Origin of the sequence: Streptomyces sp. NPDC087422, assembly GCF_044744145.1 — a bacterium.
Taxonomy (GTDB): domain Bacteria; phylum Actinomycetota; class Actinomycetes; order Streptomycetales; family Streptomycetaceae; genus Actinacidiphila.
The window spans coordinates 657,701-684,389 of sequence record NZ_JBIUXT010000001.1 but is presented as its reverse complement, the minus strand read 5'-3'; the positions used below and the strand labels follow the sequence as shown (position 1 = coordinate 684,389).

Here is a 26,689-nt window from a genome sequence, read left to right as displayed (position 1 = left end):
CCGTACACAGGCAGCGGGCGGCTGGGGGCCGGGTGACGGGCTGGGGGGGCGGGCAGGCGGGCGGGCGGAAAAGAACAGCGGCCGGTCCCGGCGTCCGGAGGCCCGGAGCGGGACCGGCCGCTGTCGCGTACCGGAAGGAGAAACGATCAGCCGCGCTGGATGCCGCTGCTGTCCTGGAGCACACCGCGCCGCCCGTCCTGGGTCTGCGCGATCAGCGCGGAGCCGCGCTGGTCCACGGCCAAGTACCAGGTACCCGGCGTCAGTTCGGCGATCTGCGCGCCCGGGTTGTCCTCCGCGAACAACGGGCGCGGGACCGGCACCGCGAACCAGAAAGCGGTGAAGTCCGACGACGGACCCTGCGCGGCGGCCGGCTGCGGCGCCGACTGCTGCGCACCGTACGGCTGCTGGGCCTGCTGCGGCTGACCGTACGGCGTCTCGACGGACTGCGCGCCGCCCGGGTAGCCGTAACCGGCCTGCGGCGGACCCGCCGCGTACGGCTGCTGGCCGGGGCCGACACCGTACGGCTGGGCCGCGGGCCGCGGGGCGCCGAGCAGCGGGGCCTTCAGCGCGGGAAGACGGTTGGACAGCGGGGCCGCCACCGCGATGACGACGCCGAACAGCAGCGTCAGCCAGTTGCCCGCGCCCTTGTCGACGCCGTCCGGGTTGTCGAACAGCGTCGCCCACAGAGCGGTCCAGCCCACGAACAGCGAGATCGCGACAGCCCACTGCTCAAGGGAGAGCCCCAGGATCTGCCGCCCGACGAGCGGACCGGTACGCGCCAGCACCACCGCGGCGGCGGCGATCAGCGCGGCCAGCGTCACCGAAGGCAGGATCGGGAAGTAGTCCGAGTGCCACAGGTTCCGCGAACTTTCCGCGCCGTTGAACGGCGACTTGAAGCTGAAGAACGGCAGGAACGAGGCGATCAGCAGCAGCACCGCTGCTCCGATCACCGCGCCGTCTCCTCGGGTCAGGGAGCGGATGTTCACGTCAGGTCCTGTCCTTTGTCAGTTCGGTTAACTCGGCCGTACTCAATCGGGCGGTGCCCCATCGTACGGGTGTGATCATGTCCGGACAGCCAGGTATGACCATTGGTGCACGATCCATACCGGACTGCTACAGCCCTGTCACCTCTTCCCTTCGAGGAAGGCGGTGAGGCCGTCGGCGATCCCCTGGGCAGCGTGCTGCCGCCACGCGGAGTCCGTCAACGACTTGGCGTCATGAGCGTTGCGCATGTTCCCGCACTCGATGAACACCTTCGGAACGGTGGACAGGTTGAGCCCGCCGAGGTCGTCGCGGACCGTCATCCCCGTACCGCCGCCGAGGTAGTCGGCGAAGTGCTCGCCGGTCGCCGCGGCGAAACGCGAACGCAGCGTCGTGGCCAGCAGATACGAGGGCGCCGCGATCTTACGGGTGTCCGCGATGCCCACGTGCACCGACGTGGGCGCGATCACATGAAAGCCGGACGCCGACGCGGGCGCGCCGTCCGCGTGGATCGACAGGGCCGCGTCCGCGTGCGCCGCGTTCCCGATCCGGGCCCGCTCGTCCACGCACGGGCCGAACGCCCGGTCGCCGTCGTACGTCAGCTTCACCTGCGCGCCGCGCGCCAGCAGGATCGCCCGCACCCGGTGCGCGACGTCCAGGGTGTACGTCGCCTCCGCGTAACCGGAGTTGGTCTCCGTCCCCGTGGTGTCGCACTCCTTGCGGGCGGTGCCGATGTTCACCAGTTTGTTGATCTCCGCCGTGTGCTTGGCGTTGTTGAGATTGTGGCCGGGGTCGAGGACGACGACCTTTCCCGCCAACGGCCTCATCGCGCCTGCGGTGTTGAGCGGTCGGGGGGAGGCCGTCGCCTGCGCGGTCGGGGCCGTGCCCGCCAGGTCCGCCTGGGGCGCCGAGCCCTTCTGGCCGTCGTCGCCGGTACCCGCCGAGGTCGGTGAGGCCGACGGCGAGGACGTCGGCGCGGCCCGTACCGCGCTGTCCTGCTCCGAGCCCCCGGAATCGCCCACCGCGTGGTACACCAGACCGCCTGCCAGGCACGCCGGTACGACCACGGCGACGGCGATGATCAGAGAGCGGCGCTTGCCGCCCCCGTACGACTCGTTCCTGAACACGCCAGCGACTCTATCGGCCTCGCGGACATCCCTGAAGGGCGGTCGCGCGGCGCGGCCGGGGAGCTACGGAGGGCGAGGTGGTCGTGACGGCGACGGGTGGCGTGGGCCGCTCGGCCGTAAGCCGCGCGGGTTGTGCGGGGCGCGGCGGGAAGGGGCCGCGGTTCGTGCGGGGCGCGGTGGTGAACGGGCCGCGGTTCGTGCGGCTACCCGGCCGTAAGCCGCGCGGGCTACGGTTCGAACGGGCCCGGCAGCCTGCGCAGCACATGCAGTGACCCCGTCGCCGAGACCTCGGCGAAGGCGCCGGAGTCCAGCGCGCGCCGGTACACCCGGTACGGCGCCTGCCCTCCGTCGGCCGGGTCCGCGAACACGTCGTGGATCACCAGCAGCCCGCCCTCGGCGACCAGCGGTCCCCACCCCTCGTAGTCGCCGCCCGCGTGCTCGTCGGTGTGCCCACCGTCGATGAACACCAGCCCGAGCGGCTGCCGCCACACCCTGGCGACCTGCGGTGACCTCCCGACCACCGCGATCACGTGCTCTTCGAGGCCCGCCTCGTACAGCGTCCTGCGGAAGGCCGGGAGCGTGTCCATCAGCCCCGTCGCCTCCTCCACCACCAGTTCCGGGTCGTGGTACTCGCCGTTGCCCCAGCCCCGCTGCTGCTCCTCGCTGCCCCGGTGGTGGTCGACGGTCACCGCCACCGTGCCCGCCCCCCGGGCCGCGTCCGCCAGCAGGATCGTCGACCGCCCGCAGTACGTGCCCACCTCCAGCAGCGGCAGCCCGAGTCCGGCCGCGGCCTCCTTCGCCGCCGCGTACAGGGCCAGGCCCTCGTCCCGTGGCATGAACCCCTTCGCGGCCTCGAACGCCGCCACCACATCCGTCATGGGGTTCACCTTATTTCCGCCGGGACGCGGGCCGGGACCTGGGCCGGGGCGCGGGGATGGGGTGCCGGGATGGGGGCCGGGCCGGGGCCTTATGCGTCGGCGCCCGAGGCCGGACCGCGCGGGCACCGGAATCGTGTCGCCCTCGGTCATCCGGACCTCGCAGCGCCCGTCCCTGCACAGCTCCGTGTCCGTGCCGTCCGACGGCACGGGCAGCGTCGGGGCGGGCGACGGGCTGGCGGTCGTGGGACTCGGGGATGTCGTGGCGGTCGTCGGTGTGCGGGACGCCGGTACGGCACGGCCCGCGCCGTCGGAGCGGCCGGAGCCGCCCGCGCCGCCGTCGCCGCACGATACGAGGACGGCGGCCACGGCCGCGAACAGCACGGCACGGACGAGCGGACGGAAACGGGCCGGGCCGGCGGAAGGCTGATGGTTCATGCGTACAGCCAAACCCACCTGTCCCGCGACCGGTCCCGAAGCACGTGCCCCCCGGACGATGTCCTAGGCCCCGGCGGGGGTGGACGTAGGCCAAAATCCCGATGCTTTCGTGACAGTCGGGACGGCAGCATGGTCCCCATGAGCGATCTCCTCGGACAGCGCGAACGAACCCCCCGCCGTACCGGGCGCCCGGCGCCGCCCGCATGGGCGGTGCTGGTCGCGGTGTGCGCGGGCCAGTTCCTCGTGGTGCTCGACGTGTCCGTCGTGAACGTGGCGCTGCCGTCGATGCGTACGGACCTGGCGCTGAGCCAGGCCGGTCAGCAGTGGGTGGTGAACGCGTACGCGATCACCTTCGCCGGCCTGCTGATGCTCGGCGGCCGGGCCGCCGACCTCTTCGGCCGCAAGCGCGTCTTCCTCGTCGGCCTCGGCCTGTTCACGGCCGCGAGCCTCGCGGGCGGCCTCGCGCAGTCCTCGGGGCTGCTGATCGCCGCCCGCACCCTCCAGGGCATCGGCGCCGCCGTACTGGCGCCCACCACGCTCGCCATCCTCACCACGTCCTTCCCCGAGGGCCCCGAGCGGACGAGGGCGATCGGCACCTGGACGGCGGTCGGCGCGGGCGGCGGCGCGGCGGGCGGCCTGGTCGGCGGCCTGCTGACCGACTACCTGTCGTGGCGCTGGGTGCTGCTGGTCAACGTGCCGATCGGCGCGCTGGTGATCGTCGGCGCGGCGCTGTGGCTCACCGAGAGCCGCGGCGGTACGAGCCGCCGTCTCGACGTACCCGGCGCCGTCCTGGTCACCGGCGGTGTCGCCGCCCTCGCGTACGGCATCGCCGAGAGCGAGTCGCACGGCTGGACGTCCGCCACCGCGCTGCTGCCGATCATCGGGGGCGCCGTCCTGCTCGGCGGCTTCGTCGCCGTCGAGGCCAGGACCGCCCAGCCGCTGATGCCGTTGCGCCTGTTCCGTATCCGTTCGGTGTCCGCGGCCAACACCGTCCTGCTCGCGGCCGGGGCCGCGACCTTCGCCACCTGGTACTTCCTGTCGCTGTACATGCAGAATGTGCTGCACTACAGCCCGGTGCGGGCCGGTCTGTCCTTCCTGCCGCACACCGTCAGCATCATCGTCGGCTCCAAGCTGGCGCCCCGGCTGATGAGTTACGTGGACAGCCGGATCGTCGGCGCGGCGGGCGGGCTCATCTCGGCGGCGGGTTTGGCCTGGCAGAGCCGGCTCACCGTGGACGGGGCCTTCCTCACCTCGATCCTCGGGCCCGGCGTCCTCACCATGTTCGGCGCGGGCCTGATGATGACCCCCATCGCGGCGGCGGCCACCTCCGGTGTCGGCATGAGCGAACAGGGGCTCGTCTCCGGCCTCCTCAACACCTCCCGCCAGCTCGGCGGGGCACTCGGGCTCACGATCCTCGCGACCGCCGCCGCCAGCCGTATCTCCTCCCGCGGTCACGCGGGAGCGTCGGCGGCCCGCGCGCTGACCTCGGGTTACTCCCTGGCCTTCCTGATCAGCGCGGCCTTCCTGGTCGTGGGCACCGCGCTCACGGCGCTGTTGCCGAAGCCGACTCCGAAGATCGTTCCGGTGTCGTAGCAGGTGTCGTAGCCGGGCCTGTGGCCGTAGCCGCGCCTGTGGCCGTAGCCGTAGCCGGGCCTGTGGTCGGGGCCGCCGTCGCGTCGTCGCGGAGCAGCGCGAGCTTCTCCGCGGCGTCGGTGCCCTCGACGGGGAACGACGCCAGCATCCGTACGTCGTCCTCGGGTGTGAGCAGCACCTCGCAGCGCAGCCGGACCAGCCCGACCCGCGGGTGCAGCACGTTCTTGCGGTCCGCGCGGCGCACCGCGACCTCGTGCCGCTCCCACAGCGCGCGGAATTCGGCGCTGCTGTCGAGCAGATCCCGCACCAGGTCGGCGAGGCCCCGGTGCCCGGCGCGGCGGGAGTACGTCGAGCGGAGATCACCGACGTGCGCCGCCGACATCCGCGGCCAGTCCTCCTCCGGCACCCGCGCGCGCCAGGCCGGATCGGTGAACCACTGCCAGAAGATGTTGTTCTCGCGGCCGGGGCCCGTGATGTCGCGGCCGGTGAGCGCGTCCTGGAGCGCGTTCGTCCACACCACCTCGCCGAGGTCGGTGTAGATGCACACCGGCACGTCCACCAGACGGCTCGCGAGGCTGATCAGCCCCGGACGGATCCGGTTCCCGGCCAGGCGCGGTGGCGCCGACAGCCCGACGAGGTGGAACAGGTGGTCCCGCTCGTCCGGGTCGCAGCGCAGCGCACGCGCGAGCGCCGCCACGACGGACTCGGACGGCGCCGAGCCGCGCGCCTGCTCCAGCCGCGTGTAGTGATCCGTCGACACCCCCGCCAGCTGCGCCACCTCCTCGCGCCGCAGCCCCGGCGTCCGCCGCCGCACCCCCTCGGCCAGGCCGACGTCCGCGGGCCGCAGCGCCTCCCGCCTCCGGCGGAGGAAGTCGGCCAGCCCTGTCCTGTCGATCACCCTCCCATCCTCCGAGCCCGCCGCCCTTTTAGCCAGGGAGAACCTGTCCCTGGCTACCGCCCGCGGGCGGACGTCTTGTGCGGGAGGCCGCGGATGTAGGGGGCGAAGAGCAGGGACCAGTTGCCCACGGCGTGGTGGGCGCGCAGTGTCTGTTCGGCCTCTTCCGCGTCGGCGGGGAGGTCGGCGGGGACATCGGCCGGGAGGCCGGCTGCTGGGAGGTCCGCGGGGGCGTGGCCGTCCCATTCGGTGGCCGCGTCGAGCAGGTACAGCAGGTGTCCGGCCGCCGGGCCCGCGTCCCCGGCCTCCAACGCGCTCGTGGTGAAGGCGCGCTGTTCGTCGCGCCACACCAGGTCCGAGCTGTCGACGGCGGACGCGACCAGCTCCGCCCAGTACGCCTCGTCGTGGGCGCCGGTGCGCTGCCGCATGTGCCGCGCGGCGAACCGCGCCATGGCTCCCGCGTCGTCGATCAGCGGGGAGAGCACCTGGTCGGAGGTGAAGTCGAAGCCGAACCAGAGGCGGCGGCCGTCGAGGACCAGCGATTCGATCCCGCCGACCACCTCGGTACGCCCGGCCAGCCCGGCCTCCGTATCCGCCGCCGCGTCCTCGACCGCCATGGTGGCCCCCTCATCGCTCGTTCCCGCTACCGCCGGAGTCTGTGAGGAGTTGTCTATCGCACGGCACTGACACCCGCGGGGGCGCCTTACGGCCGTCCGGCCGCTTCGAGCAGGCTCTTGAGCCGGGCCAGGTCGGCGGTGACGGACTCGGCGTCGCGCCGGAAGTCGTCGTCGCTCGTCTCCGGCTGTCGCCGAAGCGTGAAGACGACCTCGCTGGCCGGGCCGTCCGCGACCACCCGGACCGGGTTGGAGACGGTCTGCCCGGAGGGCAACGTGACGTCGTGGTCGAGCACGCCCCACTCGTTGGCGGGCGAGAAGGCGACGGTCACCCGCCCCAAGGGGGCGGATCGCGCGACCCATTGACCGTCGATCTCCTCGATCGAGCCGCCCAGCCCGTGCGCCCACTCCGGCAGATTCGCCGGGTCCGAGGCGTAGTCGTAGACGTCCTTGACGGGACGGTCGATACGGATGCCGAGGTGCCGGGATTCCCTGCCTGCGTCCTTCCTGCTTGAGCCGTCCCTGCCTGCGCCGTCCCTGCCTGAGCCGTCCCTGCCTGTGCTGTCCATGCGTGTGCTGTCCATGCCGTTGCTGTTGTCCATGACCGCGACGCTACGGCCGACCGGCGCCGTTTTCTTGAACGAATCGGACATCGCGGGAATCCCGCGGCGCTCAGCCGAAGTAGTGGCCGTCCTTCAGATCCGCGAGCAGGCCGGGGCGGGTCGGCCGCCAGTCGAGCAGATCGCGCGTGATCCGCGCGGAGGCGGGGCCGTCGACGGCCCAGAAGCGGCCGAGCCAGCCGACGTACTCCCCGGCCTGCTCGGCCGTGACGGAGACGGCGGGGACGCCGAGGTGCGCGGCGAAGATCTCGGCGACCTCGCGGATCGGTACGCCCTCGTCGGCGACCGCGTGCAGCACGGAACCGGCGGGCGCGGATTCGAGCGCGAGGCGGAACAGCCGGGCGGCGTCGTCGCGGTGGACGGACGGCCAGCGGTTGGCGCCGTCGCCGACGTAGGCCGCGGCGCCCTTCTCGCGCGCGAAGCCGATCGCGACCGGCACGAACCCGTTGTCGCCGGTGCCGTGCGTGGCGGGCGGGAGGCGTACGACGCTGGAACGGACGCCGTGGCCGGCGAGGGCCTGGACGTAGTGGGCGTTGCCGATCCGGCCGCCGGAGCCGCTGATCGGGGCGTCGGTGCTGTCGGTGGCACCGGCGCCGTCAGTGCCGTCACCGCCATCGGTGCTATCGGTGTCGCCCTCCGTGCTCGCGGCCCGCGCGAGACCGTCGCGTTCGGTGGCGACGACGCCGGGCGCCAGCCCGAGCACGCCGAGGATGCCGGAGGCGATGACGAAAGGCTTGTCCGTACCGGTCAGGGCCTCGCCGAAGGTCTCGATCGCCGCGCGGTCGGCGTCGGTGGCACCGGCGAAGTCGCCCGCGAAGGCGATGTCGTGCTTGAACGCCAGGTGGACGACCCCGTCGGACGACGCGGCGGCCTCCCGCAGCGTGCCGAGGTCGTCGAGCGAGCCCGGCAGGACCTCGGCGCCCGCGGCCCGCAGGGTCCGGGCGGCGGCATCGGAGCGGGCGAGCCCGACGACCGAGTGACCCGCGGTGATCAGCTCGGGTACGAGCCCGCGGCCGACCCAGCCCGACGCTCCTGTGACGAAAACGCGCATGGGGAACCTCCAGAAAGGGGCGCGCCCGTCCGGCGAATCCGTAGCGGGCGGCCTTGCGGTCACTCTCTATTCTTTGTACGGTCGTGCAAGAAAAGTCAAGCGGTGACGGCGGCCGGTGCGCGAGGGAGGATGGACGACGGCGGGCCGCGACGAACAGGACGGACCGCGATGAACAGCACGGACCGTGACGGTCGCGACGGACCGCGACGATCACGAACGACCGTGACGATCAACCGGAGGCAGCGATGGCGGGGCGCCCCGTCGACCACCAGCGGCGCGCGGAACTGCTCGACGCGGTGGTCGACTACACGGTCGAGCACGGCTTCTCCGAGGTGTCGTGGCGGCCGGTCGCCGCCGCCCTCGGGGTGTCGCCCACGACCCTCGTCCACCGCTTCGGCACCAAGGAGCAGATGCTCCAGGCCGTCCTCGGGCGCCTGCGCGAACGCATCTTCCAGGCCACCAACGAGACGGCCGGACACCAGCCCGATCTGGCGACGTCCGTACGCGCCGTCTGGCGACGCGCCTCGGACCCGCGCCAAGGCGCCGAGTTCCGGCTCTTCTTCGCCGTCTACGGGCGGGCGCTCCAGGCGCCCGAGCAGTTCTCCGACTTCCTCGACCACGTCGTCACCGACTGGATGAACGCCCTGTGCGCCGCCCAAGGACCCGACGTATCACCCGAGTCGGCAGTGCGTACGGCCACCCTCGTCATCGCCACCGTTCGCGGCCTGCTCCTCGACCTCCTCGCCACCGGCGACCGCGCCCGCGTCGACGACGCGGCCGAAGCGTTCCTCGCCTCGCTGGCGTGAGGGGTCAGAGCCAGCCGTTCTGGCGCGCGTGGCGTACGGCTTCGATGCGGTTACGGGTGCCGGTCTTGCCGATGGCCGCGGAGAGGTAATTGCGCACGGTGGACTCGGAGAGGAAGACGCGGGCCGCGATGTCGGCGACGGTGGAGCCGTCCGCGGCGGCGTTGAGCACGTCGCGCTCACGCGGGGTGAGCGGGCTGGGTCCCGCGCTGAGCGCGGCCGCGGCCAGCGCCGGGTCGATGACGCGTTCGCCGCGCAGGACACGGCGGATGGCGTGGGCCAGTTCCTCGACGGGCCCGTCCTTGACCAGGAATCCGGCCGCGCCCGCTTCCATGGCGCGCCGCAGATACCCCGGCCGGCCGAACGTGGTGAGGATGAGCACCTGGCACGACGGCAGCCGCTCGCGCAGCTCCGCCGCCGCGTCGAGGCCGCTGCGCCCCGGCAGTTCGATGTCCAGCAGCGCGATGTCCGGCCGCGCCTCCAGCGCCTCCGCCACGATCCGGTCCCCGGCGGCCACCTGCGCGACGACCTCCAGGTCGTCCTCCAGATTCAGCAACAACGCGAGCGCGCCCCGCATCATCCCCTGGTCCTCCGCGAGCAGCACCCGCGTCAGCGCCCCGTCCCGCCGGTCGCCGTGCTCGCCGCCCCGCTCCCCGCCCTGCCCTGTCTCCCCGTCGGTCATCCCCCCACCCTAGACAGCCCTCGCCCTAGGCAGCCGCCACCCTAGACAGCCCCCGCCCGCGCGGTCCGCCCGCCGTGTCCGGGACATGGCTCGCACGGCGACTATTGCCGCGAGTGGGCTGGTACTACTGGTACATGCATGAAGAGACCGCGCAGTCCGCGATCGACACGTTCATCTCCGCGTTCAACGCGTCGGACGACACCTATGTGACCGGGCTGCTCTCCCAGGCCCTGACCTCGGACGTCCTCTTCTGGGGGCCGTTGGGACGCAGCGAGGGGATCGAGGCGGTCGAGCGCTTCGTGCTGGACATCCGGCGCCATCCGGCGGGGGCCGGCACGATGGAGCGCTGCTCGGCGGTGGACATGCCCGACGAATGGGCCCGGTACGAGTGGGTCTTCACCACTCCCGACGGAGGCCCCCGCCTGACGGGAACCGACGTCGTCCATCTGCGGCGGAGCCTCATCGACCAGGTCATCGTCTTCGCCGGAGAGATCAAGTAGGCCGATTCCCCCGCCGCCCCCGAGTTCCCCACGAGGTGACCTCGGTGAGGACGTCGTGCCAGGGGAGGGCACCGGGATCGGCCGCCTCGCCGGAAGAAGCCGCCTCGCCGGAAGCCGCCTTGGCGGGGCGCCCGGACCAGAGCCGTACTCCCGACCGCGCCTCGGACGCGAGGACCGGCTCCCAGGAGCCCGCCGAGAACACTCCGGCGAGCTCGTGCACGGCGATGAAGCCGGCCACACCGCCCTCGGGGTCCGTGCGGTCCGGGCGCTCGGAGAGGGCTTGCCACAGGACGTACACGTTCGGCAGCCGCACCTCGGGCCGGAACCGGTACGCGAGGCGTTCCCGCCTGATCGAGCCGATGCGCGGCAGCCGTACCCGGGCGAGCGGGACGACCTCGCGCGCAGATCCGGTGATCTGAAAGAAAAGCCCTAGGTGTCCCGCCACGGGGTAGCGGTCGGGATGGGAGAAGGTGGCCTCGTCGGGCACGCGGTTCGCGGGAGGACGGTGCCGCACCTTTTCCGGTTGGGCCGCAGGCACGTCGTAGAGGAGTGAATTCGTATGACGGATGACGTCTTCGGGAGTTCCGAGGCATTGAGGGAACTGACGATCCACGACCGGCACGGGCAATTCATCGGCCGGGTCAGCCATGTGTACGTGGACGACTGGGACCGTCGGCCGCAGTGGGTGACGGTGAGGACCGGGATGCACGGCTTCGAGGAGACGTTCGTCCCCTTGGCCGGCGCCGAGCACGAGATCGGGCGCGACACGGGCGGCGGTGTGCTGCGGGTGGCGTACGACCTCGACACGATCAAGGCCGCGCCGCGCGAGGACGCCGAGCAGCACCTCGGACTCGACCAGGAGCAGGAGTTGTACGCCCACTACGGGCTCCTCCCGCCGGAGGGCCAGGCGTCCGGCGCCCCGGGCGTGGGCGCCGACCGCCCCACCGCCCCCCTCACCGGCCACGACGAGGGCATGGACGACATCCAGGAACTCTCCGACGACCCGACCCCCGCCCCCACCCGCTCCCGCCTCCGCAAGGCCACCCCCGCCGAAACCACCCCACCCGCATCCGCGCCCGCCGAGACCCCCGCCCCTGCGGAGCCCGCCGCCTCCTCCGAGACCCCCACCCCGACACCCGAGGCGACCCCCTCCACCCCTCCGCCCCCTCCCGCCCCCGACGACAGGTCCTAGGCGCCCCAAGAATCCCGTTGGCGTTGTCAGACCCCCGGCGTAGATTCTTCGCGTGGTCGTCACGGACGATCACCGGATGATTACCGGCACCCACATGTGCCGGTTCCCAGGGGGGGACGATGACAGGGATGCGCGCGGGCATGCGCAGATCGAGGCGCCACGGCGGCTTGGTGGCCGCCGTACTGCTCGCCGCCGCGGCGGCGTTGACGGTGGCACCGACGGCGGCACGGGCCGCCGAGGCGGGGGGACCCGCGCCGAGCGGGCTGCGTACGACCCCGGCCCCGGTGGGCGGGGGGAGCGACGACGGGTGCGGGGCGGACGCGCCGTACGGATACATCGGGAACACCGGAATCACGTTCAACGCGACGTCGAACGGTAATCCGGGAATCCTCTACGACACCGAATTCCTCGTGCAGCCGGACGACGGCTCGGCGCCGTACGACTATTCGGCGTCCGGATTCGGAGGCGGGCAGCGCTGGTTGACCCTGCCGTCGACGGACTTCACGGACGGCGTGACATACACCTGGCGTGCCCGTGACGTGGACCGGACGGGCGCCGCCTCGGACTGGTCGGGCGACTGCCACTTCATCGTGGACCACACGCCGCCCGCGGCGCCGGTCGTGAAGTCGAAGACCTTCCCGCCGAGCAATTCGGCGGATAATCCGGCGCCGCCGGTCCGCACCACCGGGACCTTCACGTTCAAGGTGTCGGGGCCGGCCTCGGAGGACGTGGTCCGCTTCGAGTACTCGCTCAACCGCCAACCGGCCGTCGGGGGCAACCCGTCGGTGCCGGTCGGGCCGAACGGCACCGCGAGGGTGAAGCTGACGCCCACGCAGTGGGGGACCAACTTCCTCTACGTCCAGACCGTGGATCGCGCGGGGAACATCTCGGGAGCGGTGACGTACACCTTCTCCGTCTCCTCGGCCGCCGAGCGGGACCACGTCGGCGACCTCAACGGTGACGGGAAGGCCGACCTGCTCGCCACCGGCACGGACGGCAAGCTGTACGTGCTCTACGGCAAGGGCGACGGCACGCTGAAGAAGGCCGTGACCTATGCCGACAGCGGCGACGACTGGGCGCCCGGCGTCATCGTGCGCAACGGGGACAACACCTTCGACGGCTACCAGGATGTGTTGCGATTCAGCGGCACCGGCTACGCGTCCTTCTACGTCAACGACGGACTCGGCGACTTCGGCCGGTCCGGGTCGATGAGCGCACCCTGGAGCCGTGCCGACGGCACGAGTTGGACCGTCGCCCGGCAGATCCTGCACGGCAACAGCGGAAGCGGCGGTCCCTCCGGCCGGTTGGGCGACCTGCTCACGGTCGAGAACGGCAAGCTGCTGCGGTGGAACGGCGGTTACGGCCCGCTGACGCCCACGATGATCGCCACCGGCCTCGACCACAGCACCGTCATCACCCCCGGCGACATCACGGGTGACGGCATACCCGACATCCTCGTCCGCGACGACACCTCCGGCACGCTCGAGCTGGCCGCGGGCAACGCGGACGGCACGCTCGCGGCTCCCGCGGACTGGACGGCGTACGGCACCGGCTTCACCGCCGCCGCCTACCCGCGCATCCTCAGCGCCGGGGACGCCAACGGGGACGGGATACCGGACCTCTACGCGGCCACCAAGCATGGCGTGCTGAAGTTCTTCGCCGGTCTGCCCGGCGGCGGCTATGCGTCCGGGGTCGGGGCGCGGGGTGGGCTGGACTGGGCGGGGGTTGTGGCGGCGGACTGACCGGAGGAAAAGCGGATAAAGGGGCTGCGGGGGGAATTCGTCCCAGAATCCGGCCGGCGCAAAGGGTGGCGGGAAAAGGCTGTACGTACCTCGGGGTTCGTGAACCCCGAGGTACGTATCGGGGCAGGTGGCGGCAGGTGCAGAAGGCGGGATTCCACTTAATTTTTTCCTGAAAGGATTGACGCGCTTCGTTAGATGGACACAGAATCCACTTCGCTCATAGGGGAGTTCGGGTGGAACGGGGTGGGGGCGGACTGTGAATATTCGTATGCGGCGCAGAGCGCGGAAGCTGGCGTGGCGGGGGGTCGCGGTGGGGGCGGCGGCCACGGTGGCGTGGGCGGGGCTGACGCCCCTGGACGCGACGGCGGACCCCGCGCCCGTGCCGCAGACCGAGGCACAGCGGGACCTGGACCAGGCGCAGGCGTCCGGGCAGCCGGTGGAGGTGGTGGGGGCGCGTACGGAGAACACGACGACGTACGCGAATCCCGACGGAATCACCATGCGGCTCGACCAGTTCACGGCCCCGGTACGGGTCGCGCGGGCGGACGGCTCCTGGGCCGAGCCGGACGCGACCCTGGCCAGGAAGGCCGACGGGAGCCTGGCTCCGAAGGCTGCCGTGGTGGATCTGGCCTTCTCCGGCGGCGGCACCGCCCCGTTGGTGACGATCGGGCGCAACGGCCGCACGCTGGCCTTCAGTTGGCCCGGCACGCTGCCCGCCCCGACGCTGGACGGCGAGAGCGCCGTGTACGCCGACGTGCTGCCGGGCGTGGACCTGCGCATGACGGCGACCACGCAGGGCTACCGCGAGGTGCTGGTGGTCAAGACGCCGACCGCGGCGGCCAATCCGGCGCTGAAGCGGATCGAGTTCGGGATGCGCGCCTCCGGCCTGGACGTCAGCGACACCGCGAGCGGCGGCCTGAGCGCGGTCGGCCCCGACGGGCAGGAACTGTTCACGTCCTCGGCCGCCCAGATGTGGGACTCGCTCGGTACGGCGTCCGACCCGGTCGACAACCCGGCCGCGCCCACGGCGAAGACGGCGCCCACCACAAAGGCCGCGCCCACGGCGGAGACGGCGCCCACCACAAAGGCCGCGCCCAGCGCCGAGGCCGCCGAGGCCCTCGCCCCCGAAGACGGCCCGGCCCCCGGCGCCACCACCGCCACCACCCCGCTGGACGTCACCGGCACCTCCGTCGCCGTCGTCCCCGACCCCCACCTCCTCGCGGCCAAGGACACCGCCGCGTATCCGCTGTACATCGACCCCGACGTGTCGCTCGCCTCGGGCGCCCCGCAGCGCACGCTCCTGCGCAGCGACGGCTACAGCAGCTACGGCTGGGGCAACGGCACCAACGGCGAGGGCGACGGCCACTGCGGCTCCTGGAACGGCTACTACTGCGGTCCCGGCTACACGCAGCGGCTCTACTTCCAGTTCACCCCCGGCGCCCTCAAGGGCAAGAAGGTCCTGAAGGCGACCTTCCGCGTCACCTCGCCCTGGGCGTTCCAGTGCGACGCGCGCTGGACGGACCTGGAGCGCACGAACAACTTCTCGTCGTCCACGACCTGGTCGTCACGCCCCAAGGAGCTCGACCTGATGGTCGACCGCTCCTTCTCGGCCGGCCGCGGCTCGACCTGCGACCCCAACTCCCCTGACGCGCCGATCGAATTCGCCGACAACCCGGACGAGACGAATGAGAATCTGACGCCCACGGTCGCGGACTTCGCCGCGGGCAAATTCGCCAAGCTCACCCTCGAACTGCGCGCGCACGACGAGTCCGACACCTCCGCGTGGAAGCGGTTCAAGAACAACGCGGCGCTGTCCGTCAACTACGTGGCCAACCCCGCGCTCCCGACGAAGATCGGTCTGGTCACGGGCAGCGGCGTGGTGTGCTCGACCAAGAGCGCCGACCCGTCGGTGATCTCCGACCCGACGCCCGCGCTGTCGTCGGTGCCGCAGACGGCGGCGGGCGGCGAGTCGGGCGCGCGGCTGCGTTCGGTCTTCAGCATGGACAAGTACACGGCCTCCAGCGCCACCTGGTCGAGCGCGTTCAGCGACATCGTGCGGCCCGCGACCGGATTCGTCGGCGACAACGTCTCACCCGGCGTCGCCACCGCACCGACCCTGACCGACGGCACGCTGTACCGCTACCGCACATGGACCCGTTCGTACTACGACAACCAGAGCAGCTATCTGGCGGGACCGTCCAACGGCTCGACCACCGGCTGGTGTTACTTCAAGGTCGACTCCACCGCCCCCAAGGCGCCGACGGTCACCTTCGCGCGGACCTACAGCGAGTGCCTGCCCAACACCTGTGTTCCGGCGGGCGGTCCCGGCGTGGAGGGCAAGGTCGTCTTCGGGCCCGCGTCCGGTGACACCAACACCGCCTACGAGTACAAGCTGTCCTCGTCCGACGCGTGGATCGCGCTCGCGGCCGGGGTCACCAGCGCGACGATCACCCCGCCCGCCTCCGGCACGTACCACCTGGACGTCCGCGCCAAGGACGTCGTCGGGCGGTGGGGCGCGGAGACGGTGAAGGACTTCCTGGTCGCGGCCGGTGCGGGTCCGGTCGGGCAGTGGAGCTTCGACGAGAGCGGCGGCCAGGCCGTCGACACCTCGACCACCGTGGCGGCGCAGCAGCACAACGCGACGCTGTCCGGCACCGGCGCGGTCCGCGACGCCAACGGCCGCCGCGGCGACCTGCCGGACGGCAACGGCGGCAGCACCCCGGACAAGGGCCTGCACCTGGACGGGACGTCGGGGTACGCCTCGACGGCGGGGCCCGTACTGGAGACCCGCTCGGCGTACACCGTCTCGGCGTGGGTGAAGCTGGACACCACCACGCCCAACGGCATCGTGCTCTCCCAGGACGGGGTGACGTACAGCCCGTTCATCCTCGCCTACGACCACGGCCTGGGCACCTGGTTCTTCGGGGTCAAGCAGCAGGACGCCAACACCGGCACCGCGTACTACGGAGTGGCGGCCAAGTCCCCGCCCAGGACCGGGGTGTGGACCCACCTGCTGGGCAGCTACGACCCGGCGACCTCGCAGAGCGCGCTGTACGTGAACGGCGTGCTCCAGGGCACCGCGACCACCACCGGCTCGTGGTCGGCGACCGGCGCCTTCCAGATCGGGCGGTACAAGTGGGGGACGTACCAGTACAACTTCCCCGGCAGCATCGATGAGGTGAAGGTCTGGCAGCGGACGCTGACCTCGCAGGAAGCCTCCGACGAGGCGCGGCTGCTCGGCACCGACGGCAAGGCCCAGGTCGAACTGACCGCGGCCTGGGACCCGTCGGGCGCCTCCGGCACCACCCTCGCCGACACCGCCTCCGGTTACGGCCGCACCCTGACCACCTCGGGCGGCGCCACCCTCGACGGCGACACCATCGCCCTCGACGGCGCCACCGGTTCGGTCTCCACGCCCGGCTCCGTCGTGGACGACACCGGCTCCTTCACGGTCACCACCCGCACCCAGCTCGACGCGGCGGCCCTGGTCACCCACCCCGTCGGCTACACCGAACAGATCGCGGGGCAGCGCTCGGCCGACGGCTCCTCGTGGGGCGTGTGGTTCAAGTACACCGGCACCACCACCACACTGGACGACGACGGCAACGTCATCACCGTCCCCCAGGGCCAGTGGCTCTTCGGCCGGGTCGCCACCGACGGCACCTTCACCGGCGCCGTCTCGCCCAACGACGACCCCAGCGGCGGCAGCGCCGACGGCACCGTCCAGGTCACCGGCGTCCTCGACGCCCAGTCCGGCACGGTCAGCCTCTACCTCGGCGACAACCTCCAGGACACCCAGCCCTTCACCGCCGTCCAGGGAGCGGGCGACTTCACCGGCGGCCGCGCCTACGTCGGCGCGACCTGGGGGCACTACCTGGCGGGCCAGATCGAGGACATCCGCGTCTGGTCGGGCGCGATGACCGACTCCGACCAGATCACGTCGGTCATCGACGGCTGACCCCGGCGGACGGCGGCCCCGGCCGGTCAGCGCGCCGACACGGCGTGACCGGCCGGGGCCGCGTCCTCCTCCACCGGGAGGGCGGCCGTCAGGCGGAAGCCGCCGTCGGCGGCCGGGCCCGAGGTGAGGGAGCCGCCGGCGGCGGCGAGGCGTTCGGTCAGGCCGCGCAGGCCGGTACCGGTGCGGGTCCTGATGTCGCCGTCCTGACCGGACGGCGGCGGACAGGACCCGCGGCCGTTGTCGCTGATGGTCAGATGGGCCCGGCCGCGCCCGGTGGCGAGTTCGATACGGGTCAGCGTCGCGCCGCTGTGCCGGACGACGTTGGTGACGCCCTCGCGGACGACCCAGCCGAGCAGCGCCTCGGTCTGCGGGGGCAGGGGCGGGCCCGACTCCTGGACGACGACCTCGATGTCGGAGGCGGTCAGGACGGACCGGGCCCGGTCGAGTTCGGTGGACAGGCTGCCCTCGCGGTAGCCGGTGACGGCCTCGCGGATCTCGGTGAGCGCCTGGCGGCCGACCGCCTCGATGTCGGCGACCTGGGCGAGCGCCGCGTCGATGTCGCGCGGCGCGATCCGGCGCGCGGCCTCGGACTTCACCACGACCACCGACAGGGTGTGCCCGAGCAGGTCGTGCAGGTCGCGCGAGAACCGCATCCGCTCCTGGGCGACCGCGCTGCGCGCCAGCTCCTGCCGGGTCTCCCTGAGCTGGGCGACGGCGTAGGAGAGCGTGATGATCACCGAGACGACCAGGCCGGACAGGAAGGTGCCGTACGCCAGGCCCGCCGTGCCCCAGAAGCCCTGGCCGTGCGTGCTCGCGGTGACTCCGGCGGTCGCGCTCAGCGGCGTCAGCATCAGGCCGAGGCCGCGGCGGGTGGAGGCCACGGCCCCGACGCTCAGCGAGACCAGCGTGTACAGCAGCAGGAAATTCCCGCCGTAGGCGATGGCCAGCGTGGCCGTACAGACGGCCAGCGCACCCAGCAGACGGTACGGGACCGGCCCCCCGCGCCACCGCTCGTGGAAAGCCGAACGGACCGTGAACACGTACAGGAGGCAGAACAGCGCGAGGCCGCAGCCCGCGAGCCAGGGGGCGGGGACCTGGCCCTGGGCGATGTCGGTGCCGGGGCCGATGACCATCAGCAGCCAGGGGTAGAGCGCGTTGCCGTCGGGAGACTTGATGTGCTCGATCTCGCGGGCGAAGTCGTGCGGTGTGCCGCGCCGCCACCAGGCCCTGCCGCACGGCTTGTCCGTGCTCTCGGCCGGGTGGCCCGCCCCGCCGGCCGGGCGGTCGGTCACCCCGTCGGCCATGCCGCTGTTCGCCGTCATGGCGGTCACCGTCCCCGTTCGGTACGCGCTGTACGTGTCCCGGCGGGAGGTCGCCTGCCGCGTCGTCGTCATGCGGTCCGCGCACCCCGCCGGTAGGAGAGGACGGCGTAACCGGCGAAGACGACCAGCCATCCGCCGAGCACGGCCACCGTACCCGCGCCGGGCGCGTGCCGGTCAAGCACGCTCCAGCCGAGCTGGCCGAAGCGCTGGGCGGGCGTCCACTGGGAGATCCGGGCGAGCCAGCGCGGGAAGGCGTCGACCGGAATCCACAGGCCGCCGACGATCGACAGGCCCATCATGCAGGCCATGCTCGTGACGCCGGTGGTCTGCGCGGTCAGCCCGTAGCCGTTGCCGAGGCCGAGCAGGGTGAAGGGGATCGTGCCCACCCACAGCAGCAGGGCGGTGGCGACCCACTGCCACGCGGCCAGGTGCACGCCGTTCACCAGCGCCCCGGCCAGCAGGACGGCGCAGATCGCGGGCAGGACGGTCACCCCGGCGGTCAGCGCCCGGCCGACCACCACACGGAACGGGCTGAGCGGCGTGACGCGGAGTTGCCGCAGCCAGCCCAGCCCCTTGTCCTCGGCGACGCCGGTCCCGATGCCCATCGACGCGCCGAGCGCGCCGTACGCCGCCATGCCGACCATGTAGTACCGCGCGAAGTCGATCTTGTCCTGGCCGTCGCCGCCGACCCCGAGGTTGGTGAAGAGCAGGTACATCAGCACGGGCATGGCGAAGCCCATGACGATGAAGCCGGGGTCGCGCAGGGCGCGCCGGACTTCGAGCTTCACGTACTCGGTCATCGGACGGCTTCCTTCTGGAGGGGGTGGGCGGGGGTGGAGTGCGGCGCCGGGGATTCGGCGGCCGGGGTCCCGGTCGCCGGGTGAGGTGCGGTCAGGGTCAGGAAGGCGTCCTCCAGGCTGGCCGGGACGACCTCCAGACGGCGGACGCGGTCGCTCGCCGCGAGGGCGACGACGGTGGCGTCGGAGTCGGAGGTACGCAGCAGGGCCCGGTCGCCGCGGATCTCGACGGCGGTCACACCGGGCAGCGTGCGCAGGCCCGCGGAGCCGGACCCGGCGAGGTCGAACGAGACGAGCGTGCCGCCGACGGCCTGCTTGATCTGCTCGCCGGTGCCGTCGGCGACGGTACGGCCCTGGTCGATCACCAGGATGCGGTCGGCGTGCTCGTCGGCCTCCTCCAGGTAGTGCGTGGAGAACAGCACGGTGTTGCCGCGCGCCGCGTAACCGCGCATCGACCGCCAGAACACCCGCCGCGCCTCCACGTCGAGGGCGGCCGTCGGCTCGTCCAGCACGATCAGCTCGGGGTTGCCCGCGACGGCCAGAGCGAAGCGGAGCCGTTGCGTCTGGCCGCCGGACAGCTTGTCCACGCGGCGGGCCGCCAGCTCCGTGATCCCGGCCAGCGACAGCGCCTCGGCGACGGGCATCGGCCGCGGATACGTGGCCGCCACGAACGTCACCAGCTCCTTGACGGTGGCGCGCGGGATCGGCCGCCCGTCCTGGAGCATCGCGCCGACCCGCCCGGCCCTGACCGCCTCCTGCGGCGGGCCGCCGAACAGCCGCACCTCGCCCGCGTCCGGCCGGTCCAGGCCGAGCAGCAGGCTGATGGTGGTCGACTTCCCGGCTCCGTTACGGCCGAGCAGTGCCATCGTGCCGCCGCGCGCGATCTCCAGGTCGATCCCGGCCACGGCCCTGACCGGTCCGAAGCTCTTGTGGACGGCGGTGAAGCGGACGGCGGGCGAGGTGTCGGGCCGGGCGCCGGACGAGGTGTCGGACGAGGTGTCGGGCGGGGTGCCGGGCCGGGGCGTGGACGGGGTTTTCTCCATGGCCACGACGCTACGGAGGGGGGAGGGGCGGCGGGCAGAGGGGAATGTCCGCAGGGGGGCAGGACAAATGTCACGGGTGCGGTGCCCCGGCGGGCGGGGCGGCCGGGAATCCGCCGCGTCGGCGGGCGGGAAGGGCCGGGAATCCCTCCAGCTGACGATGTGTCAGCTCTTCTCACTTCCTGGGCTTTGCGTTATACAGGGGCCATCTCTAGAACACGTTCTAGCCAGCGCCCCGGAAGTACCCGTCACCGGAAGTACCCGTCACCGGAAGTAGCCGCCACCGGAAGTGCCCCGGAGGGACCATGCCCATCGACGTCGCCAAGGCCCTCGCGGCCGAGCCGCGCCGCACCGAAATCGCCTGGAACCACAAGGACGTTCTCCTCTACCACCTGGGGATCGGCGCCGGGCGCCCGGCCACCGACGCGGACGAACTGCGCTACACGCTGGAGAGCCGGCTGCACGTCCTGCCGAGCTTCGCCACCGTCGCGGGCGGCGGGCCCGGCTCGGTGGACGGCTCGATCGGCCCCGGCATCGACGTGGACCTCGCCGCCGTCCTGCACGGCGGCCAACGCCTCGTACTCCACCGGCCGTTGCCGGTGAGCGGCCATGCCGTACGGACCGGATCGGTCGCCGCCGTCTACGACAAGGGCAAGGCCGCCGTCATCGTGCTGCGCTCCGAAGTGGCCGACGACGAAGGCCCGTTGTGGTCCTCCGACAACGAGATCTTCGTCCGCGGCGAAGGCGGCTTCGGCGGCGAACGCGGTCCCTCCCGCCGTCCGGAACCGCCAACCCGCGCGCCCGACAAGGCCGTTGACGTACCCGTCCGCGAGGACCAGGCGCTGCTCTACCGGCTGTCGGGCGACTGGAACCCGCTGCACGCCGACCCCGAATTCGCCGCCACCGCCGGATTCGACCGCCCGATCCTGCACGGACTGTGCTCGTACGGCGCCACGCTCAAGGCCGTCACCGACACGCTGCTCGGCGGCGACGTCGCCCGGATCCGTTCGTACGCGACACGCTTCGCGGGCGTCGTCTACCCCGGCGAGACGCTGCGGGTACGGATGTGGGCGGACGGGGACGGCGGCGGCGCGGGCTCCGGCCGGATCGTGGCCGCGGTGTCGGCCGTGGAGCGGGACGAGGCGCCGGTCCTGGCGGACACCGTCATCGAGCACACCTGAGCCCGTGGGGCACACCGGGCCGCGCGCCCGGCGGCTCTCGGCTCAGCAGCTTTCGGCCCGGTCGTCGGCCGGGCCTCCGTAGCGACCACCGTCTTCGCACCATCCGAGGGGAGCCGTACCGTGCGCGCAGCCATCCAGCAGGAGACCGGCCAGGACAAGCTCGAAGTCGTCGACGACATCGAGACCGCGGGCTTCGGGCCCGGCAAGGTACGTATCCGCGTCAAGGCCACCGGACTGTGCCACTCCGACCTGTCCGCGATGAGCGGCGTCCTGCCGCAGCCCGCGCCCTTCGTGCCGGGCCACGAGGGCGCGGGCGAGGTCGCCGAGGTCGGCGAGGGCGTCACGTCCGTCACGGCGGGCGACCGCGTCCTGGTCTGCTGGCTGCCCGCGTGCGGCGAGTGCGCGTCCTGCAAGCGCGGCCAGACCGAGCTGTGCATCGCCGGATTCCTCAACGCGGGCACCGCCAACTACCGCCGCCCCGGCGCCGCTTCACCCGACGTCTTCGGTTTCGCCGGGACCGGCACCTTCGCCGAGGAGGTCGTGGTCGACGCCAGGTGCGCGGTGCCGATCCCCGACGACGTGCCGTACGAGATCGCCGCGCTGATCGGCTGCGGGGTCACCACCGGTATCGGCGCCGCCCTCAACACCGCCCAGGTGGAGGCGGGTTCGTCGGTCGCCGTGATCGGCTGCGGCGGCGTCGGGATCAGCGTCATCCAGGGCGCGCGGGCCTCGGGCGCCGCCGAGATCGTCGCCGTCGACCCGGTCGAGTCCCGCCGCGAGGCCGCCGTCCGCTTCGGCGCCACCGAGTCCGTCGACCCCGACGGCCTCGCCGATGCCAAGAACCGGCTCACCGCGGGCGAGGGCTTCGACTACGTCTTCGAGGTGGTCGGCAAGTCCGCGACGGCGCGCGCCGCGTACGACGCCACCCGGCGTGGCGGCACCCTGTGCATCGTCGGCGCGGGCGCCATGGACGACAACCTCCAGATCAACATGTTCGAGCTGTTCTTCGACGAGAAGCGCATCCTGCCGTCCCTCTACGGCGGCGGTGACGTCCTGCGCTCCTACGACCGCGTCATCCGGCTCTGGCGCGCCGGGCGCATCGACCTCGAAGGGCTGATCACGCACCGCGTGCGCCTGGAGGACATCAACGAGGCGATCGACCAGATGCGGACGGGCGTCGCGCTGCGTACGAGCATCACGATCTGATGGGGGATCAGCCAATGCCGAACGGTGAACTCCCGCTCGCCGGGCGGACCGCCGTCGTCACCGGGGCCGGGCGCGGACTCGGGCGCGCCGAAGCGCTCGAACTCGCCCGGCTCGGGGCGCACGTCGTCGTCAACGACTTCGGCCAGCCCGGCCGTGACGGCTCCGGCGCCTCCTCCGCCACCCCGGCGCAGGAGGTCGTCGCCGAGATCGCCGCCGCCGGCGGCAGCGCCGTCGCCCACCACGGCGATGTCGCCGACCACGAACAGGCGTCGGAACTCGTCCAGTTGGCCGTCGAGCACAACGGGCAGCTCGACATCCTCGTCAACAACGCCGGGATTCTCCGCGACCGCATGGTCTTCTCCATGACCGAGGACGAGTGGGACTCCGTCATCCGGGTGCACCTCAAAGGCCACTTCAACACCATTCGGTTCGCCGCCGCGCATTGGCGCTCGCGCGCCAAGTCCTCCGGGGCTCCGGTCTTCGGGCGCATCGTCAACACCGCGTCCGAGGCGTTTCTCGCCGGGTCGGCCGGACAGCCGAATTACGCCGCCGCCAAGGGGGGCATCGTCGGGCTCACGACGTCCACGGCGGAGGCGCTTCGGCGGTACGGGGTCACCGCCAACGCCATTTGTCCGCGGGCGCGGACGCGGATGACTCTTGATGTGTTCGGCTCTGCCGAGCCCGGGGGGCTCGATCCGCTGGCTCCCGAGCATGTCGCTCCGCTGGTCGGGTACCTTGCCGGGCCCGCTGCCGCGGGGGTGTCCGGGCAGGTTTTCGTTGTGCACGGGGGGATGGTGGCCGTTCTGCAACGGCCGGTGGTGGCGGCGCGGTTCGAGACGGCGAAGTCGGTGTTTTCGTATGGGGAGCTTGATGGGGTGTTGACGCCGTATTTCGAAGGGGGTGAGCGGGGCTCTTTCGCTGCCGTTGAGGTGTTGGGGCTGCGCCGCTCGTAGTTTTTCTTTGCCCGCCCGCCCACCCGTGCGGGTGTTTTCTTCGTCTGCGGGTGCCGCTTGTGCCTGGTCGGTGCCGGTCCGGGGTACCTCCTCGAAATCCGTCTCACCTGGTCCTGGGGATTCGGTGCCGTTCTTGTTGACGTATTTCTGCGGGGGCACCCCGGCCCGTCCCCTTCCGGTACGTCGGCGTCCGCCTGTCCGGTGGGGGTGCCGGGAGGGGGGTGGGTGGGCTGAGGTGCGGGGGCGGCCGACGGTCCGCTGCGGTGCCGGGGCGGGGGTGGGTGGGGGTGAGGGCGTCGGCGTCCGGCCGCCGGTGGGGTGGGTGGGGGGTCGGCTCGGGTGCGTCGGCGTTCGACGGGCCGCTGTGGTGCTGGTTGCTGCCGGTTGCTGTCGGTAGGGGGCTGGGGGTCAGGCGGGGGAATCGGTGGGGGGGTCTTCGAGGGTGTGGGAGTTGGTGAGGGTGAGGGCGCCGCCGGCGGCGATGAGGCCGACGAGGAGGGAGAGGAGGGCGTAGGTGACGCGTTCGCCGTGGAAGAAGGAGGCGACGAGGTCGCTGCTCCAGGTGCCGGGCGGGAGTTGGGTGGTGACGAGGGCGGCGATGAGGGTGCCGACCATGGCGGTGCCGACGCTGGAGCCGACTTCTTGGGCGGTGTCGTTGAGGGCGGCGCCGATGGAGGTGCGGTTGCTGGGCATGGCGTCGACGAGGGCGACGGCGCAGATCGTCATGACGGTGCGCAATCCGATGGTCATGATCACCATGCAGACGGCGATGGCGGCGTAGCCGTGGTCGACGCCCCAGGAGAGACCGGCGAGGGCGCCGGCCAGGCAGGCAGCGCCGACGAGGCAGGCGATGCGGTGGCCGAACCGGCGGGCGAGCCATTCGGACAAGGGGGTCGCGGCGAGCATGGTCACGATGATCGGCAGGTTGGCGAGTCCGGCGCGTACCGGGCTCCAGCCGTAGGCGTACTGGAAGTGGAGGATCAGCCCGAACATCACGCTGGCCATTGCGATGGACGTGCCGATCTGGGCGATGGCGGCGCCGCGGACGGTGCCGTTGGAGAAGAGGCTGAGGTCCAGCATGGGCGCCGGGGTGCCGCGCTCGTGGCGGACGAAGGCGATCGCGGCCACGACGGCGCCCGCGATCGACGCGAGAGTGATCGCGGAGAGCCAGCCGTGCTCGACACCGCTGGTCAGGGAGTAGCAGGCGAGCCCGATGGCGGCGACGCTCAGGACGGCGCCCGGCAGGTCGAGCTTGTCGTGGGTCAGGTCCTCCGGCCGGTCGGCCGGGACGCCGAGCCGGACGCCGACGCACGCGATGACGGCGATGGGGGCGTTGACGACCAGCAGCCATTCCCAGCGCACATGCGCCAGCGCGGTGCCGCCGAGCAGCGGCCCGAGGACGAAGCCGGACATGCCCACGACGATCATCACCGTCATCGCGCGCATGCGCAGGGCCTTGTCGTCGAACAGCCGGAAGACCAGTGAGTTCGTGATCGGCGCCATCGCCGCGGCGGCGACGCCGAGCGCGGCCCGCAGGGCGATGAGTTGGCCCGCCGTGGTGACGAGGACGACGCACAGGCTCAGCGAGCCGAACACGGCGAGTCCGACCAGCAGCACCCGGCGGCGCCCGAGCCGGTCGGCCATCGACCCCGCCGTGAGCAGCAGGCCGCCGAAGGTCAACGAGTACGCCCCGGTGACCCACTGAAGCGCGGTCGTCCCGCTGCCGAGGTCGCGGCCGATCGTCGGCAGCGCGATCGACAGCAGCGTGTTGTCGACCATCTCGACGAAGAAGGCCAGGCAGAGGGCGGCCAGCGGAATCCACGCCGCGCTCAGGGACGGGTAGGTATGTGACGTTTTCTCAAGCGTGGGAGTGGTCATGGCAGTCCTCCAATCGAACGTCATTCGGTTATCGAACAACGTACGATCCGCTACGATAGAACAACGTTCGATACGACGCAAGATCGCGATGGGGATGTGAGCCATGGCACGCCTGCAAGACCGCTCGACCCAGGGACGCCGACGGGCTTCCCACTCGATGGAGTCCGTCCTCACGGAGGCCGTGGCCCTCCTGGACGAGGCCGGTGCGCCCGGCCTGACCTTCCGCGCCCTCGCGCAGCGCCTCGGCGGCGGCGTCGCCAGCATCTACTGGTACGTCGAGAGCAAGGACGAACTACTCGACCGCGCCACCGACCACGCGATGGGCGCGATCCTCGCCGACGTCGAGGCCCTTCCGCGGAGCGACGACCCGATCGACGACCTTCGCGCCATGGCCCTGCGCCTCTTCGACGCGATCGTCCGCCGGCCCTGGCTCGGCGCCTACTTCATGCGCAACACCGACGTGCAGGCCAACTCCCTGCTCGTCTACGAGAAGCTCGGCGAACAGACCCTCCGCCTCGACCTCACGGCCCGGCAGCGCTTCCACGCTGTCTCCGCGATCGTCGGCGTCGTCGTCGGCTCCGCCGTCGACCTCGGCCAGGAACCCCCGCCGGAAGTCCTCAACGGCGCCGTCAACCGCGACGAATTCCTCGGCCGCTTCGCCAAGACCTGGCGCGAACTCGACCCCGCCGACTTCCCCTTCGTCCACGAAATCGTCGACGAATTCGACGGCCACGACGACATCGACCAATTCCGCGCCGCCCTAGACCTCACCCTGACCGGCCTCCGCCTCCAAGCCAAAGCCAAAGCCTGAGTCGGCGACCTGAGTCGGCCCCGCCCCCGAGCATCGAGGACGGCTCCCATAAGCCTGCGGCCCCCCACCCCCGGCCGCCGACCGCCGACCGCCGAGCCCACCCACCCCCGCCCCGGCACCGCAGCGGACCGTCGGCCGCCCCCGTACCCCAGCCCACCCACCCCCCTCCGGCAACCCCCACCGGACAGGCGGACGCCGACGTACCCGGAGGGGACGGGCCGGGGTGCCCCCGCAGAAATACGTCAACAGGAACGGCACCGGATACACAGGACCAGGTGAGACGGATTTCGAGGAGGTGCCCCGGACCGGCACCGACCCAGGCACAAGCGGCACCCGCAGACGAAGAAAGCACCCGCACGGGTGGGCGGGCGGGAAAGAAAAACCCGCTAATCGTCCGAAGGACGCCGATGCTTCCCCTGAGGCTGAGCCT

At 72.1% G+C, this 26,689-nt stretch carries 23 protein-coding genes; 10 read left to right on the top strand and 13 right to left on the bottom strand.

The features are described from left to right. Positions 1-146: 146 nt before the first annotated feature. The 3 genes from ACIO6U_RS03225 to ACIO6U_RS03215 all read right to left on the bottom strand — a co-directional run bounded on the left by ACIO6U_RS03225 (position 147) and on the right by ACIO6U_RS03215 (position 2,986). Complete coding sequence (locus ACIO6U_RS03225) at positions 147-986, bottom strand: hypothetical protein (RefSeq protein WP_355345391.1); 840 nt, start codon at positions 984-986, stop codon at positions 147-149. A 138-nt stretch (positions 987-1,124) separates the two neighbouring features. Further along, positions 1,125-2,108, bottom strand: coding sequence for an N-acetylmuramoyl-L-alanine amidase (locus tag ACIO6U_RS03220; RefSeq protein ID WP_355345388.1), 984 nt, complete (start codon positions 2,106-2,108; stop codon positions 1,125-1,127). Positions 2,109-2,335: 227 nt separating this feature from the next. Then, positions 2,336-2,986: a class I SAM-dependent methyltransferase gene (locus tag ACIO6U_RS03215; RefSeq protein WP_401715208.1), complete on the bottom strand. Its 651-nt coding sequence runs from the start codon at positions 2,984-2,986 to the stop codon at positions 2,336-2,338. Between the two features lie 573 nt (positions 2,987-3,559). Between ACIO6U_RS03215 and ACIO6U_RS03210 the strand changes: the two genes are divergently transcribed. Next, entirely contained in the window at positions 3,560-5,014 is a 1,455-nt protein-coding gene (locus ACIO6U_RS03210) for a DHA2 family efflux MFS transporter permease subunit (protein WP_391116493.1), read from the top strand. Here ACIO6U_RS03210 and ACIO6U_RS03205 read toward each other — a convergent pair. The 4 genes from ACIO6U_RS03205 to ACIO6U_RS03190 all read right to left on the bottom strand — a co-directional run bounded on the left by ACIO6U_RS03205 (position 4,965) and on the right by ACIO6U_RS03190 (position 8,194). Next, a complete protein-coding gene (locus ACIO6U_RS03205; RefSeq protein ID WP_401715206.1) occupies positions 4,965-5,912 on the bottom strand; it encodes a helix-turn-helix transcriptional regulator in 948 nt (315 codons plus the stop codon). The two genes, ACIO6U_RS03210 and ACIO6U_RS03205, sit on opposite strands and share 50 nt — an antisense overlap. Before the next feature lie 53 nt (positions 5,913-5,965). Then, positions 5,966-6,526 carry a hypothetical protein gene (locus ACIO6U_RS03200; protein WP_355345368.1) on the bottom strand — a complete coding sequence of 187 codons (561 nt, stop codon included), beginning with the start codon at positions 6,524-6,526 and terminating at the stop codon, positions 5,966-5,968. Between the two features lie 86 nt (positions 6,527-6,612). After that, a complete protein-coding gene (locus ACIO6U_RS03195; RefSeq protein WP_401715833.1) occupies positions 6,613-6,996 on the bottom strand; it encodes an SRPBCC family protein in 384 nt (127 codons plus the stop codon). A gap of 199 nt (positions 6,997-7,195) precedes the next feature. After that, positions 7,196-8,194, bottom strand: coding sequence for an SDR family oxidoreductase (locus tag ACIO6U_RS03190; RefSeq protein ID WP_401715203.1), 999 nt, complete (start codon positions 8,192-8,194; stop codon positions 7,196-7,198). A 245-nt stretch (positions 8,195-8,439) separates the two neighbouring features. Here ACIO6U_RS03190 and ACIO6U_RS03185 point away from each other — a divergent pair, with 245 nt between their 5' ends. Further along, the gene (locus ACIO6U_RS03185; protein WP_401715201.1) at positions 8,440-9,000 is read left to right on the top strand and encodes a TetR/AcrR family transcriptional regulator; all 561 of its coding nucleotides are present in this window, start codon (positions 8,440-8,442) and stop codon (positions 8,998-9,000) included. Positions 9,001-9,004: 4 nt separating this feature from the next. Here ACIO6U_RS03185 and ACIO6U_RS03180 read toward each other — a convergent pair whose 3' ends face one another. Continuing rightward, positions 9,005-9,610: a response regulator gene (locus tag ACIO6U_RS03180; RefSeq protein ID WP_391047638.1), complete on the bottom strand. Its 606-nt coding sequence runs from the start codon at positions 9,608-9,610 to the stop codon at positions 9,005-9,007. 203 nt (positions 9,611-9,813) lie between these two features. On the opposite strand from ACIO6U_RS03180, the gene ACIO6U_RS03175 reads away from it, so the two are divergent. Next, positions 9,814-10,179 carry a nuclear transport factor 2 family protein gene (locus ACIO6U_RS03175; protein ID WP_355345356.1) on the top strand — a complete coding sequence of 122 codons (366 nt, stop codon included), beginning with the start codon at positions 9,814-9,816 and terminating at the stop codon, positions 10,177-10,179. Here the strand turns inward: ACIO6U_RS03175 and ACIO6U_RS03170 are convergent. Beyond that, the gene (locus ACIO6U_RS03170; RefSeq protein WP_401715199.1) at positions 10,172-10,666 is read right to left on the bottom strand and encodes a hypothetical protein; all 495 of its coding nucleotides are present in this window, start codon (positions 10,664-10,666) and stop codon (positions 10,172-10,174) included. The two genes, ACIO6U_RS03175 and ACIO6U_RS03170, sit on opposite strands and share 8 nt — an antisense overlap. 72 nt (positions 10,667-10,738) lie before the next feature. Between ACIO6U_RS03170 and ACIO6U_RS03165 the strand changes: the two genes are divergently transcribed. The 3 genes from ACIO6U_RS03165 (at position 10,739) to ACIO6U_RS03155 (ending at position 17,071) form a co-directional block, all read left to right on the top strand. Next, complete coding sequence (locus ACIO6U_RS03165; protein ID WP_401715197.1) at positions 10,739-11,371, top strand: hypothetical protein; 633 nt, start codon at positions 10,739-10,741, stop codon at positions 11,369-11,371. Positions 11,372-11,511: 140 nt separating this feature from the next. Then, positions 11,512-13,113 carry an FG-GAP repeat domain-containing protein gene (locus ACIO6U_RS03160; protein WP_401715195.1) on the top strand — a complete coding sequence of 534 codons (1,602 nt, stop codon included), beginning with the start codon at positions 11,512-11,514 and terminating at the stop codon, positions 13,111-13,113. Between the two features lie 268 nt (positions 13,114-13,381). Continuing rightward, positions 13,382-17,071 (top strand): LamG-like jellyroll fold domain-containing protein, encoded by a 3,690-nt coding sequence (locus tag ACIO6U_RS03155; protein ID WP_401715193.1) that lies wholly within the window; start codon positions 13,382-13,384, stop codon positions 17,069-17,071. A 26-nt stretch (positions 17,072-17,097) separates the two neighbouring features. On the opposite strand, the gene ACIO6U_RS03150 is transcribed toward ACIO6U_RS03155, so the two are convergent. Genes ACIO6U_RS03150 through ACIO6U_RS03140 form a run of 3 tightly spaced genes read right to left on the bottom strand, consistent with a single transcriptional unit; the run spans position 17,098 to position 20,233 of the window. Further along, the gene (locus ACIO6U_RS03150) at positions 17,098-18,465 is read right to left on the bottom strand and encodes a sensor histidine kinase (RefSeq protein WP_401715191.1); all 1,368 of its coding nucleotides are present in this window, start codon (positions 18,463-18,465) and stop codon (positions 17,098-17,100) included. Beyond that, on the bottom strand, positions 18,462-19,193 hold the full coding sequence (locus ACIO6U_RS03145) for an ABC transporter permease (RefSeq protein WP_401715189.1): 732 nt from the start codon (positions 19,191-19,193) through the stop codon (positions 18,462-18,464). The genes ACIO6U_RS03150 and ACIO6U_RS03145 overlap by 4 nt, the downstream gene beginning before the upstream one ends. Next, entirely contained in the window at positions 19,190-20,233 is a 1,044-nt protein-coding gene (locus tag ACIO6U_RS03140) for an ATP-binding cassette domain-containing protein (RefSeq protein WP_401715187.1), read from the bottom strand. Before ACIO6U_RS03140 ends, ACIO6U_RS03145 begins: the two co-directional genes overlap by 4 nt. 302 nt (positions 20,234-20,535) lie before the next feature. Between ACIO6U_RS03140 and ACIO6U_RS03135 the strand changes: the two genes are divergently transcribed. From ACIO6U_RS03135 to ACIO6U_RS03125, 3 genes are all read left to right on the top strand, one after another. Continuing rightward, positions 20,536-21,411 carry a MaoC/PaaZ C-terminal domain-containing protein gene (locus ACIO6U_RS03135; RefSeq protein WP_401715185.1) on the top strand — a complete coding sequence of 292 codons (876 nt, stop codon included), beginning with the start codon at positions 20,536-20,538 and terminating at the stop codon, positions 21,409-21,411. A gap of 120 nt (positions 21,412-21,531) precedes the next feature. Beyond that, positions 21,532-22,617, top strand: a complete 1,086-nt coding sequence (locus ACIO6U_RS03130; protein WP_355345335.1) for a Zn-dependent alcohol dehydrogenase — start codon at positions 21,532-21,534, stop codon at positions 22,615-22,617. Then, a complete protein-coding gene (locus ACIO6U_RS03125; RefSeq protein WP_355345332.1) occupies positions 22,617-23,570 on the top strand; it encodes a 3-oxoacyl-ACP reductase in 954 nt (317 codons plus the stop codon). The genes ACIO6U_RS03130 and ACIO6U_RS03125 overlap by 1 nt, the downstream gene beginning before the upstream one ends. Before the next feature lie 408 nt (positions 23,571-23,978). Here ACIO6U_RS03125 and ACIO6U_RS03120 read toward each other — a convergent pair whose 3' ends face one another. Further along, positions 23,979-25,448: an MFS transporter gene (locus tag ACIO6U_RS03120; RefSeq protein WP_401304176.1), complete on the bottom strand. Its 1,470-nt coding sequence runs from the start codon at positions 25,446-25,448 to the stop codon at positions 23,979-23,981. Between the two features lie 157 nt (positions 25,449-25,605). Here ACIO6U_RS03120 and ACIO6U_RS03115 point away from each other — a divergent pair, with 157 nt between their 5' ends. Further along, positions 25,606-26,259, top strand: a complete 654-nt coding sequence (locus tag ACIO6U_RS03115) for a TetR family transcriptional regulator (protein ID WP_355345326.1) — start codon at positions 25,606-25,608, stop codon at positions 26,257-26,259. Positions 26,260-26,689: the final 430 nt, after the last annotated feature.

Coding starts and splice junctions, on each gene's coding strand:
- ACIO6U_RS03215 (WP_401715208.1), bottom strand. CDS start 2,986: ATGACGGATGTGGTGGCGGCGTTCGAGGCCGCGAAGGGGTTCATGCCA.
- ACIO6U_RS03210 (WP_391116493.1), top strand. CDS start 3,560: ATGAGCGATCTCCTCGGACAGCGCGAACGAACCCCCCGCCGTACCGGG.
- ACIO6U_RS03200 (WP_355345368.1), bottom strand. CDS start 6,526: ATGGCGGTCGAGGACGCGGCGGCGGATACGGAGGCCGGGCTGGCCGGG.
- ACIO6U_RS03190 (WP_401715203.1), bottom strand. CDS start 8,194: ATGCGCGTTTTCGTCACAGGAGCGTCGGGCTGGGTCGGCCGCGGGCTC.
- ACIO6U_RS03185 (WP_401715201.1), top strand. CDS start 8,440: ATGGCGGGGCGCCCCGTCGACCACCAGCGGCGCGCGGAACTGCTCGAC.
- ACIO6U_RS03175 (WP_355345356.1), top strand. CDS start 9,814: ATGCATGAAGAGACCGCGCAGTCCGCGATCGACACGTTCATCTCCGCG.
- ACIO6U_RS03165 (WP_401715197.1), top strand. CDS start 10,739: ATGACGGATGACGTCTTCGGGAGTTCCGAGGCATTGAGGGAACTGACG.
- ACIO6U_RS03160 (WP_401715195.1), top strand. CDS start 11,512: ATGCGCAGATCGAGGCGCCACGGCGGCTTGGTGGCCGCCGTACTGCTC.
- ACIO6U_RS03155 (WP_401715193.1), top strand. CDS start 13,382: ATGCGGCGCAGAGCGCGGAAGCTGGCGTGGCGGGGGGTCGCGGTGGGG.
- ACIO6U_RS03150 (WP_401715191.1), bottom strand. CDS start 18,465: ATGACGACGACGCGGCAGGCGACCTCCCGCCGGGACACGTACAGCGCG.
- ACIO6U_RS03145 (WP_401715189.1), bottom strand. CDS start 19,193: ATGACCGAGTACGTGAAGCTCGAAGTCCGGCGCGCCCTGCGCGACCCC.
- ACIO6U_RS03140 (WP_401715187.1), bottom strand. CDS start 20,233: ATGGAGAAAACCCCGTCCACGCCCCGGCCCGGCACCCCGCCCGACACC.
- ACIO6U_RS03135 (WP_401715185.1), top strand. CDS start 20,536: ATGCCCATCGACGTCGCCAAGGCCCTCGCGGCCGAGCCGCGCCGCACC.
- ACIO6U_RS03125 (WP_355345332.1), top strand. CDS start 22,617: ATGGGGGATCAGCCAATGCCGAACGGTGAACTCCCGCTCGCCGGGCGG.
- ACIO6U_RS03120 (WP_401304176.1), bottom strand. CDS start 25,448: ATGACCACTCCCACGCTTGAGAAAACGTCACATACCTACCCGTCCCTG.
- ACIO6U_RS03115 (WP_355345326.1), top strand. CDS start 25,606: ATGGAGTCCGTCCTCACGGAGGCCGTGGCCCTCCTGGACGAGGCCGGT.